The following is a 12389-nucleotide window of genomic DNA, read 5'->3' as shown; positions in this document are numbered from 1 at the left end:
TCTGGAATTAGTTGAAGCAAGTCTGAAACTGACAGATTATGCTTAGAGATACCAGTAAATTCATCAGCGTTCATTAAGAATCAATAAGCTATGCGAGGAGCTTACTATGTTAAAAAGCCAATTAATAGCCGTGGTTGTCTTGAGTTTGGCGACTGCTATTATTTCTGTGCAAGCCGATGATGTGACAGATTCTATCCAAGAGGCCAGCGATGCCTATGCTAAAGGTGATACGGCTAAAGCCTTAGAAAGTCTTAATTATGCGGTGCAACTGATGCAACAAGCCAAAGCGCAAGGCTTAGAGAGTTTGCTGCCACAGCCGTTATCGGGTTGGATGGCTGAAAAAGCAGAGTCAACTGCAGTGGGTGCGGCGATGTTTGGCGGTGGGATTACGGTGGAAAAGCGCTATACCAAGGATAAAAGTTCAGTCAGTGTGCAAATCGTCACCGATTCACCGATGTTGCAAGGCTTAATGACTTTATTTAGTAATCCCATGTTTGCTAGCTCTTCAGGCGGAAAGTTAGAGAAAATTGCTGGGCAAAAAGTGATTTCCACTTATGATGCAGCAACAAAATCGGGTGATTATCAGTTTGCGGTGGCGAATAAATACATGGTGACGGTAAAAGGTGAGCAAGTGAGTGTTGAGGATATGAAAGCTTATGCTGAAGGCATTGATTTTAAAAAAATGCAGTGAAGCCTTAAGTTTAGTTTGCGCTAGATTGAGAACTAGCTAGGCTGCTACAGGATGGGCAGAAGCTATAAATATTGATTGACTAGTCAGTCAATGTTAGTAAAACTAAGTTGAATCACAGCACAACAGCAGAGTTATCAGAGCATGAGTATTGATAAAAAACAGCCAGACACCGCCGGGACTTCCTTTATTTTTCGTGCGAGTTGCGTAGCTGCTCGCGGTATTGTCGCGGCAGTGACTTCAGTTCTATTTGAGAAGGGCTGTTATTTGAATGAGATGTCACAGTTTGATGATCGCGAAAGTGGTCGGTTCTTTATGCGTGCTCATGCTCAAGTGCAAGTCGGTACGAGTACCCTTGATGATATTCGTGAAGCCTTAATTCCAGTGGCTGAACGCTTCGGCATTGAGTGGTCGATTCATAATGCTGATACCCCTGTTAAAGTTCTAATCATGGTGAGTAAATTTGACCATTGTTTTGATGATCTACTCTATCGTCATCATAAAGGTGAATTGCCGATGGAGATTACAGCCGTGATCTCTAATCATCGGGATTTACGCCCGATGGCAGAGCGTGAGGGGTTACGCTTTATCTATTTACCGGTGACTAAAGAAAATAAGCGTGAGCAAGAACTCCGCTTAATGGAAATTGTTGAAGAAACAGGCACGGAGTTAGTGGTCTTAGCACGCTACATGCAAATTCTTTCAGATAGTTTGTGTAGCCAATTGCGGGGACGTGCCATCAATATTCACCATTCTTTCTTGCCCGGTTTCAAGGGTGCGAAGCCTTATCACCAAGCCTATGAGCGTGGGGTCAAGCTGATTGGCGCAACGGCGCACTACGTCACCGCTGATTTGGATGAAGGCCCGATCATTGAACAAGCTGTGCAAGTCGTTGATCATTCTTATTCGCCGGATGCTTTGGTCGCTGTTGGGCGCGATACTGAAACAATTGCATTGTCTAAAGCGGTCAAATTACATGTAGAGCATCGTGTGTTCTTAGATGGGAATAAAACGGTCGTTTTTAAATAAAATCCTTCTTCTTAGCGCTTTGCCAGTAGGGTTTGAGTCTGGCAAAGTCGCTTTTAATATGATTGAATGCTGGCCTAATCAATGCAGAGCGCGAGCATCATGCCATCAACAGTTAATTATCAAAGCCTTGCTTTAGCAGGTGTGCAGGCTTTATCGCCTTATCAGCCCGGCAAACCTATCGAAGAATTAGAACGTGAATTAGGTATCACCAATATTCTGAAATTGGCATCGAATGAAAATCCTCTAGGTACAAGTCCTAAAGCTTTGGCCGCTTTAACGCGTCCTTTAAAAGCTTTGGAATTGTATCCGGATGGTAGTGGTTATCTGTTAAAAGAAGCGATTGCCAATAAGCTGGGTTTACAGGCTAAGCAAATTACTTTGGGTAATGGCTCCAATGATGTTTTGGAGTTGATTGCGCGAGCTTTTCTAGCGCAAGGACGTTCGGCAGTGATGTCGGAATTTGCTTTTGCGGTTTATCCGATTGTGACACAAGCCGCCGGCGCGGAATTATATATTGCTAAAGCGAATCCCCCCGAACATGCCGACATGCCCTATGGACATAATCTGCAGAACCTATTAGAAAAAATCTCTGCTACGACGCAGTTGGTGTTTATTGCGAATCCGAATAATCCGACTGGTACGTGGTTAGGTAAGGAGGAATTACTCAATTTCTTACAGCAAGTGCCACAGCAAGTGATTGTGGTGATTGATGAAGCTTATACAGAGTATGTGGAAGATCCTGAGTTTCCCGATGCTTTGGCATGGTTGGAGCAATTCCCCAATTTAATTGTCACTCGTACCTTTTCCAAAATTTATGGTTTAGCGGGATTGCGTGTCGGTTTCGCTGCTTCTAGCGCGGAAATTGCGGATATTTTAAATCGCGTGCGCCAGCCGTTTAATGTCAACTCTTTAGCTTTAGCCGCTGCAACGGCTGCTTTAAACGATGATGCATTTTTAGAGCAAAGTAAAGCGGTGAATAGTGCCGGTTTACAACAATGGTTTGCCGCTTGTGCTGAAGAAAACTGGGATTATATTCCAACAGTCGGTAATTTCATCACGCTACATTTAAAGCGTCCGGCAGTAGCGATTTATGAGGCTTTATTGCGGGAAGGTGTGATTGTTCGCCCGATTGCTGGTTATGGTTTGCCGCAGCATCTGCGCATTACGATTGGCACTGAAGCACAAAATCAACGCTGTATCACTGCATTGAAAAAGGTGCTGGTGGCGTGATTAATAAATTAGTGATTTTTGGGGTAGGGTTGATTGGTGGTTCGTTAGGTTTAGCTTTGCGCCAAGCCAATTACTGCCAGCAAATTGTCGGTTGTGGGCGTAATGCTGAACAATTGCAAAAAGCCGTTGATTTAGGTGCCATTGATAGTTTTAGCTTAGATGCTAAAGCCGCTGTGCGGGATGCAGATATTGTTCTGTTAGCAGTGCCGATGGGCGCGATGCCTGCAGTGTTGGAGCAAATTAAAGAGGCTTTGCCACCGACTTGTATTCTCACTGATGCGGGGAGTACGAAAGCTTCGATTGTTGATCAAGTGACGGCTATCATGGGGGCTGATTACCAACAATTTATACCCGGTCATCCGGTCGCAGGTCGGGAGAAAAGTGGTGTAGAGGCAGCAGTAGCTGATCTCTACCAAGGGCGCCGGGTGATTTTAACGCCTACTGAACAAACTGATCGCCAAGCTTTAGCCATCGTTGCAGGCATGTGGGAGGTAACTGGCGCATTGGTGGAGCAAATGCCAGTCGTGCTGCATGATCAAGTATTAGCGGCTACAAGTCATTTACCGCATGTGTTAGCCTTTTCTTTGGTCGATACTCTGCTCAATATGCCGCAGCAGGAAGATATTTTGCGTTATGCAGCGGGCGGTTTCCGTGATTTCACCCGTATTGCTTCCAGTGATCCTGTCATGTGGCGGGATATCTGTCTGTATAACGACCACGCTATTCTCGATATGATTCAAGCTTTACAAACGAATCTTGGCGAGTTCGCTGCATTAATTCGTGAACAGAATGGCGATGCCCTACATCAGCGTATGACCAAGGCTAAACAAGCCCGTGATAACTATATAGCTCGTTTTGAACCCCCTAAATCAGCAGGACAACATTAACGTGAGTCAGCAAAATCTTCGTTTTATTGTGCAACCCGGTGGCAAGCTTATTGGACGAATTCGTGTGCCTGGAGATAAATCGATTTCACATCGCTCGATTATGCTAGGCTCTTTAGCGGAGGGAATAACTCAGGTCAGCGGTTTCCTACAAGGCGAGGATTGTCTTTGTACCTTACAAGCTTTTCGCAATATGGGGGTGCAGATTGAAGGGCCGAGTGAGGAGGGCAAAGTGACCATTCACGGCGTGGGTTTACATGGTTTAAAAGCACCTAATACTGACTTAGATATGGGGAATTCAGGGACTTCCATGCGCTTAATGTCCGGTCTGATGAGTGGTCAAGCTTTTGATGTGCGAATGACAGGGGATAGCTCCTTATCGAAGCGTCCAATGAAGCGTGTGACTGTGCCTTTAGCGCAAATGGGCGCACGTATTGATGCCACCGAACAAGGCACTCCACCGTTAGTAGTGCATGGGAGTAGCCAGTTAACAGGGATTCACTATGAGATGCCGATGGCGAGTGCACAGGTTAAATCAGCGCTGTTATTAGCGGGTTTATATGCAGAAGGTGAAACTTCTGTGACTGAGCCTGCACCGACGCGTGATCACACAGAGCGCATGCTACGTGGGTTTGGCTATACCGTTAAAACCGAAGGCAATCATATTAGCCTAACAGGCGGCGGCAAGCTCACTGCGATGGCGATTGATGTGCCTTCAGATATTTCCTCAGCAGCCTTTTTCATGGTGGGGGCGAGTATTGCTGAAGGCTCAGATTTAATCATTGAGCATGTGGGTATGAACCCAACACGTACCGGTGTGATTGATATTTTGCGTTTAATGGGCGCGAATTTAGAGCTACTGAATCCGCGTGAAGTGGGTGGTGAGCCAGTTGCAGATATTCGGGTACGTTCAGCTAAGCTAAAAGGAATTCGTATTCCTGAAGCGTTAGTGCCGCTCGCGATTGATGAGTTTCCAGTGCTATTTGTGGCTGCATCCTGTGCTGAAGGCGAGACCGTATTAACTGGTGCTGAAGAGTTACGGGTAAAAGAAAGTGATCGTATTCAGGTGATGGCGGATGGTTTAGTCGCTTGTGGGATTGATGCTCGACCTACTGCTGATGGGATTATTATTCAAGGTGGCAAGCTGACTGGGGGCACAATTACTAGCCATAATGATCATCGGATTGCGATGTCATTTTCAATCGCAGGTTTGCGTGCTAGTAGCTCTATGCTGATTAATGATTGTGCAACGGTGAATACATCATTTCCGGGCTTTGTGCAATTAGCTTATGGCGCCGGTTTAGGAATCAGTACAGATGGAGAATAAGCAAGCACCTGTTATTACGATTGATGGCCCCGCAGGTTCTGGTAAGGGTACGATTGCGACCATGCTGGCACAACACTTGGGCTGGCAGTTATTAGATAGTGGTGCTATTTATCGAGTCGCGGCGCAGGCGGCCTTAGAGGCGAAACTTGCTCTTGATGATGCAGATTCTCTAGTTACCTTGATTCAAAATTTAGAAATGCGTTTTGAAAAGGGCAAAGTCTGGCGCAATGGGCAGGATGTGAGTTTAGCGATTCGTACCCCTGAAGCCGCTGACGCGACTTCGCGTATTTCAACCTTGCCAGCCGTGCGTGCTGCTTTAATGGATCGTCAGCGAGCATTTCGGCAATTACCTGGTTTAGTGGCGGATGGGCGCGATATGGGAACAGTCGTTTTTCCTGACGCCAAACTTAAGGTTTTTTTAACAGCAAGCCCGGAGATCCGTGCTGAAAGGCGGCTTAAGCAGTTGAGCGAACAAGGAATTTATGCTAGTATTGCCGCCCTTATTGAAGAGATTAAAGAGCGTGATGAACGCGATAGTAATCGCTCCATAGCACCCTTGCGTCCAGCCGCTGATGCATTACTGATTGACAGCAGTCAGCTAAGTCCAAAACAAGTGTTGCACTTGATTTTGCAGAATCAATAGACAAGCGCTGGAAAATTATGCAGAGGCCCAGACAAGGATTGTCCGGGCTTTTTATTTTTGCCCATCGTAACAGGATGTTATGGTGAACATTTTAAATCTACAGGTAAATTGATTCATGACTGAAAGTTTTGCAGAACTGTTTGAAGAGAGCCTATCTTACACCCAGATGAAACCCGGCTCCTTGGTTAACGCGACGGTTATTGATGTACGCCCTGATTTCATTATTGTCAGCGCTGGCCTAAAGTCGGAAGGGGTTATTCCGGCTGAGCAGTTCAAAAACGAACGTGGTGAAATTACTGTTCAAGTAGGTGACTTAGTTGAGGTTGCCCTAGACACAGTTGAAGATGGTTTTGGTGAGACGCGTTTATCTCGCGAAAAAGCGCGTCGCATGCGTGCTTGGGAAATCCTTGACGAAGCCTTCAAAAATGATGAAATCGTTACAGGTATCATCACTGGCAAAGTTAAAGGTGGCTTCACGGTTGAGTTAAGCGATATCCGTGCATTCTTACCAGGCTCTTTAGTCGATGTGCGTCCAGTACGTGATACAGCCTATTTAGAAGGCAAAGAGTTGGAATTCAAACTAATCAAATTGGATCAGAAACGCAATAATGTGGTCGTTTCTCGCCGTGCTGTAGTTGAAGAGGAGTACAGTGCAGAACGTGAAGCCTTATTGGATAATCTCCAAGAAGGTCAAGCAGTTAAAGGCGTGGTTAAAAACCTCACTGACTATGGTGCCTTCCTTGACTTGGGTGGTATTGATGGTCTGTTACACATTACGGATATGGCTTGGAAGCGTGTTAAGCATCCTTCTGAAGTGGTTAATATTGGTGATGAGATCGAAGTTAAGGTTCTTAAGTTCGACAAAGACAAAAACCGTGTTTCTTTGGGTCTGAAGCAATTAGGCGAAGATCCATGGCAAGATTTAGTGCGTCGTTATCCACGCGAAACTCGTCTGTTCGGTAAAGTTAGCAACTTAACTGATTACGGCTGTTTCGTTGAGATTGAAGATGGCGTTGAAGGCTTAGTCCACGTCTCTGAAATGGATTGGACAAACAAAAACGTTAACCCAGCTAAAGTAGTAACCTTGGGTGACGAAGTTGAAGTAATGATTCTTGACATCGATGCTGATCGTCGGCGTATTTCTTTAGGTATGAAGCAGTGCCAAGCTAATCCTTGGGATGAATTTGCGACTTCACACAATAAAGGCGACAAAGTATCTGGCAAGATCAAGTCAATCACTGACTTCGGTATCTTCATCGGTTTAGATGGTGGTATTGATGGTTTAGTGCATCTGTCTGACATTTCTTGGAATGCTCCGGGCGAAGAAGCAGTACGCAACTATAAGAAAGGTGACGAAGTAGAAGCGGTTGTTCTAGCAGTTGATCCAGAACGTGAGCGTATTTCTCTGGGCATCAAACAAATGGAGCAAGATCCATTCTCTAATTTTGTTGCTGCTCATGCCAAAGGTAGCTTTGTTAAAGGTAAAGTGGTCGAGGTGACTGCTAAATCAGCACGCATTGATTTAGGCGATGGCATCGAAGGTATTTTACGGGCTTCTGAATTATCACGTGATCGTGTAGAAGATGCGCGTACTTTATTAAATGAAGGCGATGAAATCGAAGCTAAATTTATGGGTGTTGATCGCAAAACTCGTGCGATTAACCTGTCCATTAAAGCAAGAGAGAATGAAGAGGAAGCTCGTACCATGAAGGAGTACACCAAGGGTTCTGCTTCCACTTCATTGGGCGATATCTTTAAAGAGCAAATGAGTGATTAATAATAATTAATCTTTCTGCTCCTTAAAATGGAATAAAATCACTTTGGCCAAGGATGGCCTTTATTCCAGATGAGAGGTAATTGTTAAATTGACTTTAATACCAGTGCAATTACCTCCGTTCCCCGCTAGAATCACAAAACTCAAATTCAGATAAATAAGCTTCAGGAGCGTAACGGATGACCAAGTCTGAAATCATTGATATTCTAACCCGTAAACAAAGTCATCTGAGTAGTAAGGATGTTGAGCTATCGATTAAGTTATTATTAGAGTCGATGAGTGAAACTTTATCATCAGGTGGGCGAATTGAAATTCGTGGGTTTGGTAGTTTCTCATTGCATCATCGGACTGCCCGTAAAGGGCGTAATCCAAAAACAGGTGATCAAGTTAGTTTACCACCAAAGTTTGTGCCACATTTTAAGCCGGGTAAGGAATTACGTGAGCGTGTGAATAGCTCACGGCAATACTATGTTATTCAAGATTGATTTTTTTTTAGTAAGTTTTAATTTTCTTTACTCCCTAGGAGGCTTTTTAGCCTCCTTTCTTGCCTAATATGCTAGAGATCTTATTTCTTTTACTGCCCTTAGCGTTCTATTCTGGTTGGCGTACCGCTTATAAAAAGAATCGCTCCAACCAAACTGCAACTACTGAAGTTTCTACGCGCTTGGTTCAAGGTATCAATTTTCTATTGAATGAAGAGCCTGACAAGGCTTTAGATGTTTTTCTAGAAGCACCTAGTTTAGATGCTCAAACTGCAGAGACCTTTCTAGTTTTAGGGAAAATGTTTCGTAATCGTGGTGAAGTGAATCGTGCGCTACGTTTACATCAGCATTTAGTAGCTCGTCCTGATTTAACTAATAATCAACGTCAAGTAGCAATGCTAGCTTTGGGTGAGGATTTTTTTGCAGCCGGTTTATTAGATCGCGCTGAAAGTGTTTTTAATGAATTGATTAAAACCTATCCAAAAAATACTGCAGCTTGTATACCACTCCGGCGAATTTATGAGCAGCTTCGTGAGTGGGAAAAAGCTTTTATTTTAACCGAATGCTCAGTCATTGATAAAACTGAGCGCATCCGTTTAATGGCTCACTATCTTTGTGAGCAGGTAGAAGAATTACTAGCCAAGAATCAATTATTCCAAGTGGACGAAAAACTAAAAAAAGCTCTAAGTATTTATCCACAATCAGTGCGGGTACAAACTTTATTCGCTGAGTTAGCTTTAGCACGTGGTGAACGTTCAGCGGCTTTAAAGTATTTTCGCCAAGCTTTAATGTATGACCAGCGTTTATTAAGCTCGTTGGTTAAGCGTTTACTAACAGTATTCACCCAGCCTATTGAGTTACAACAGTTGTATGAAGTGATTAATAGCGAATACCGCCGTAATCCAGATGTAAAAATGCTGCCTGCGTTAACGGCAATCGCGCAAGAAGTGGGGCAGGGTAGTAGTTTATTACCTGTGATACATCAGCATTTACAACATGAGTTAGGTAATGTACAGACACTCGCCTGTTCTGCACGTTATCTAAGCTCTGAATCTGATACTAAAGCTGCCTTAAGCGAATTAAGTCTAGCTTTAGGTCGCTTAGCGAACACATTACCACGTTTTCAGTGTGCTAATTGTGGCTATAAGCTCCATGAATATGTTTGGCGTTGTCCAGCCTGCCATCATTGGGACTCGGTACAGAGTCAATAAATTTAAATTAGGGAGTCTGTTGTGACTAATCGATTAATTATTGCTTTAGATTTTCCTGCTGCTGAGCCAGCAATCAGTTTAGTCAAGCAGTTATCTCCAAACGATTGTAAATTGAAAGTAGGCTTTGAATTATTTGTAGCAGCAGGACCTAACTTTGTGCGCCAGCTAGTGACTCAAGGTTTTGATGTTTTTCTGGATTTAAAATTTCACGATATCCCTAATACAGTGGCTGCTGCTTGTAAGTCTGCTGCTGATCTTGGGGTTTGGATGGTCAATGTACACGCTGCGGGTGGTGATCAAATGATGCTGGCGGCTCGTGATGCTTTAGCAGGTTTTCAACAGCCACCCAAATTGATTGCTGTAACCGTACTAACTTCAATGGACAAAGCGCAATTAGAAAAGATTAATATTATCCAGTCACCAGTTGAGCAAGTCAGTCATTTGGCCGTGCTAACCAAACAATGTGGTTTAGATGGTATAGTATGCTCTGCTCAAGAAGCACCGATTCTAAAGCAAGCTTGTGGTTCTGATTTTTTGTTGGTCACTCCAGGCATTCGTCCACTGGGTAGTCAGCAGGATGATCAAAGCCGTGTAGTCACACCGTTAGCAGCTCGCCAGTTAGGCATCGACTATGTAGTAGTTGGTAGGCCAATCACACGAGCCAAAGATCCGTTGGCAATTATTGCGGCTATTAACCAAGATTTGACCTAGTTATCATCAAAATAGCATTTTTCAACCTCTTAGTTCCTTGTTTTATTTAATTCTTATATTTTATGTTATGTAAAATTTTAATAATAAAAATTCTTTATAACCAAAAAAAGTCCAAAAAATTACCAAGACTTAGCTGTTTTTAACAACTGTTGAGCTTCTGCCTGCAATTTGCCACGTGAGAATAATAGCTTCCAGCGATCTCCACCTGCTTGCCTCCACAATAAGGCGGCACGAATACCTGCAAACAGTAAAACACGAATTTTGGCTGCATTGTCTGGATTAGATAAATGCTGTTGTTCACCTTTAATGATAATACGCGGGCCTATCTTGCTGATGGTTTGAGTATATAGTTCAGCCAAACGTGCGATCATATTAGGGTGGATAAGAGAGAAGAACTCTAATTGTTGTTGGGCTGATTCAATGCCCTGCAACACAGTCCGGAAGGTAGTCTGATTATTACTTAATTTTTTTTCCAAATACAGCAAATTGACTGCATAACGTGTAGCCTCAAGATTTTTGGGCTTGCCATCAGATGTGAGTCGTCCTGCACCTAATTGGTGCAATAAGACTTCTAGGCCAGTTTTTAAACCTGTGACCCCGCCATAAAGATCCTCGATCTCATTAGCGCTTTCTATCAATAAGCTATTAATAGCTTGGGTTAACAATTCATTATTCACTTGGCCTGTTGTGGCAATTTGATTAACACCCTCAACATTTTGAAACAAAGCAGCGAGAGCGAAAGTTCGATTTCTGTTATTGGCTTGCACAGTTTTTATCTGGAGTTTGCTATGAAAAAAGATAGATATAATTAAATTTGAAAAAGATCAAGTAAACCTAAGCACAATGCGTTTGTATATCATCAATTATCCCACCACCGAGACAAACCTCACCTTGATAAAACACAATGGATTGTCCTGGAGTGATTGCACGTTGTGCTTGTTCAAAGCAAACTTTAGCAATGCCGTAGGAACTAAGCTCTACTAAACATTTCTGCACAGGTTGACGATGTCGGATTCTAGCCGTGCACTCAAAGCTTTGATCCGGTGCTGAACCTGCTACCCAATGTAGTTGTGAAGTCACTAAAAAAGATTTCAACAAAAAGTTATTTTTATTGCCTTGGGCAACTACTAATTCATTTTGCTCTAAATTTTTCGCGATCACAAACCAAGGTGCTTCAGGGGTGGCTTTGCGTCCACCAATACCTAAACCTTGACGCTGCCCCAAGGTGTAATACATCAGACCATGATGTTCACCCAAAACCGTACCATCAACGCTCACAATCGCGCCCGGTTGAGCTGGAAGAAAACGCTGGAGAAAATCCCTAAATTTCCGTTCACCAATGAAGCAAATACCCGTACTGTCTTTCTTGCGAGCCGTGCTAAAACCCTGTTCCCCAGCAAGCTCCCGTACTCGGCTTTTAGGCAAATGCCCAATCGGAAATAAACTATGCGTCAGTTGGACTTGTTGCAGAGTATAAAGAAAGTAAGTTTGATCCTTATTGTCATCCACACCTTTGAGCATTTGAGTTGACCCATCTTTCAAGTGATGAATACGTGCATAATGTCCTGTAGCAATGAAGTCTGCACCCATACTCAAGGCAAAATCGAGAAACGCTTTAAACTTAATTTCCTTATTGCACATAATGTCAGGATTCGGGGTACGCCCTGCTTGGTATTCATGTAAAAAATAGGTGAATACATAATCCCAATACTCGCTAGCAAAACTGACCGTATGAAGGCGAATTCCTAGTTGGTCAGCAACTGATTGCGCATCCGCTAAATCAACTGTGGCTGAGCAGTATTCATCAGTATCGTCCTCTTCCCAGTTTTTCATGAACAAGCCTTCCACTTGATAGCCTTGTTCCAAAAGCAATAAAGCTGCTACTGAGGAGTCAACGCCCCCTGACAAGCCAACAATAACGCGCTGTTTCATCGAGTGAACACTAAACTGTCTAAAGGCAAGCGTTGACCACTTTGATACAAATTAATTGCTTGGAAAACTAGATCACTACGTGGACTCAAACGTGGGTGCGACTGAATTTCTGCAGGGTTCAGCCAATGCGTTGCAATAATATCCGGGTCGGTCTGATAATCAGACACCTTTTCCAATAAATCTCCTGTGAAGGTAAAACGCAAATAGACACGTTCAGGATCTTCCGAGTTTAGCATCAAAATGCCTAGTAAAGCAGTTGGCTCAAAACGATAGCCTGTTTCTTCGAGCGTTTCGCGCTTGACAGCTTCAATTAAGCTTTCACCATACTCCAAGTGTCCGGCCGGTTGGTTGATGACTTGCACGCCATTAATGATCTCCTCGACCAATAAAAATCGACCTGCTTGTTCAATAACACTCGCAACAACGACTCGTGGTTTCCAAACCATCGCTTTAGGTTCCTCAATCTTCTGAATAGGTT

13 protein-coding genes are annotated in these 12389 nt (G+C 43.6%); 10 read left to right on the top strand and 3 right to left on the bottom strand.

What is annotated here, in order from left to right; translation table 11 throughout:
* The first annotated feature begins 106 nt into the window (after positions 1–106).
* From Q0307_RS15575 to pyrF, 10 genes are all read left to right on the top strand, one after another.
* Positions 107–691, top strand: a complete 585-nt coding sequence (locus Q0307_RS15575) for a hypothetical protein (protein ID WP_298661784.1) — start codon at positions 107–109, stop codon at positions 689–691.
* 141 nt (positions 692–832) lie between these two features.
* A complete protein-coding gene (gene purU / locus Q0307_RS15570) occupies positions 833–1717 on the top strand; it encodes a formyltetrahydrofolate deformylase (RefSeq protein WP_298661783.1) in 885 nt (294 codons plus the stop codon).
* 99 nt (positions 1718–1816) lie between these two features.
* The gene (gene hisC / locus Q0307_RS15565) at positions 1817–2947 is read left to right on the top strand and encodes a histidinol-phosphate transaminase (protein ID WP_298661781.1); all 1131 of its coding nucleotides are present in this window, start codon (positions 1817–1819) and stop codon (positions 2945–2947) included.
* On the top strand, positions 2944–3834 hold the full coding sequence (locus tag Q0307_RS15560) for a prephenate dehydrogenase/arogenate dehydrogenase family protein (RefSeq protein WP_298661779.1): 891 nt from the start codon (positions 2944–2946) through the stop codon (positions 3832–3834). The genes hisC and Q0307_RS15560 overlap by 4 nt, the downstream gene beginning before the upstream one ends.
* Before the next feature lies 1 nt (position 3835).
* Positions 3836–5158: a 3-phosphoshikimate 1-carboxyvinyltransferase gene (gene aroA / locus Q0307_RS15555; protein WP_298661777.1), complete on the top strand. Its 1323-nt coding sequence runs from the start codon at positions 3836–3838 to the stop codon at positions 5156–5158.
* Complete coding sequence (gene cmk / locus Q0307_RS15550) at positions 5148–5801, top strand: (d)CMP kinase (protein ID WP_298661775.1); 654 nt, start codon at positions 5148–5150, stop codon at positions 5799–5801. The genes aroA and cmk overlap by 11 nt, the downstream gene beginning before the upstream one ends.
* A 115-nt stretch (positions 5802–5916) precedes the next feature.
* The gene (rpsA, locus tag Q0307_RS15545) at positions 5917–7578 is read left to right on the top strand and encodes a 30S ribosomal protein S1 (protein WP_298661773.1); all 1662 of its coding nucleotides are present in this window, start codon (positions 5917–5919) and stop codon (positions 7576–7578) included.
* Positions 7579–7754: 176 nt separating this feature from the next.
* Entirely contained in the window at positions 7755–8060 is a 306-nt protein-coding gene (locus Q0307_RS15540; RefSeq protein ID WP_298661770.1) for an integration host factor subunit beta, read from the top strand.
* A gap of 68 nt (positions 8061–8128) precedes the next feature.
* Positions 8129–9268 (top strand): hypothetical protein, encoded by a 1140-nt coding sequence (locus Q0307_RS15535; protein ID WP_298661909.1) that lies wholly within the window; start codon positions 8129–8131, stop codon positions 9266–9268.
* 21 nt (positions 9269–9289) lie between these two features.
* Positions 9290–9979: an orotidine-5'-phosphate decarboxylase gene (gene pyrF / locus Q0307_RS15530; protein WP_298661768.1), complete on the top strand. Its 690-nt coding sequence runs from the start codon at positions 9290–9292 to the stop codon at positions 9977–9979.
* 119 nt (positions 9980–10098) lie between these two features.
* Here the strand turns inward: pyrF and hflD are convergent, their stop codons facing one another.
* The 3 genes from hflD to Q0307_RS15515 all read right to left on the bottom strand — a co-directional run bounded on the left by hflD (position 10099) and on the right by Q0307_RS15515 (position 12357).
* The gene (hflD, locus tag Q0307_RS15525; RefSeq protein WP_298661766.1) at positions 10099–10746 is read right to left on the bottom strand and encodes a high frequency lysogenization protein HflD; all 648 of its coding nucleotides are present in this window, start codon (positions 10744–10746) and stop codon (positions 10099–10101) included.
* A 67-nt stretch (positions 10747–10813) separates the two neighbouring features.
* On the bottom strand, positions 10814–11911 hold the full coding sequence (gene mnmA, locus Q0307_RS15520) for a tRNA 2-thiouridine(34) synthase MnmA (RefSeq protein ID WP_298661764.1): 1098 nt from the start codon (positions 11909–11911) through the stop codon (positions 10814–10816).
* Positions 11908–12357, bottom strand: coding sequence for an NUDIX hydrolase (locus tag Q0307_RS15515; RefSeq protein ID WP_298661760.1), 450 nt, complete (start codon positions 12355–12357; stop codon positions 11908–11910). The genes mnmA and Q0307_RS15515 overlap by 4 nt, the downstream gene beginning before the upstream one ends.
* Positions 12358–12389 lie beyond the last annotated feature (32 nt).

Origin of the sequence: uncultured Thiothrix sp., from assembly GCF_937873765.1 — a bacterium.
Classification (GTDB): domain Bacteria; phylum Pseudomonadota; class Gammaproteobacteria; order Thiotrichales; family Thiotrichaceae; genus Thiolinea.
The sequence above is the reverse complement of the archived record's forward strand: the minus strand, read 5'-3'. Positions and strand labels throughout refer to the sequence as shown.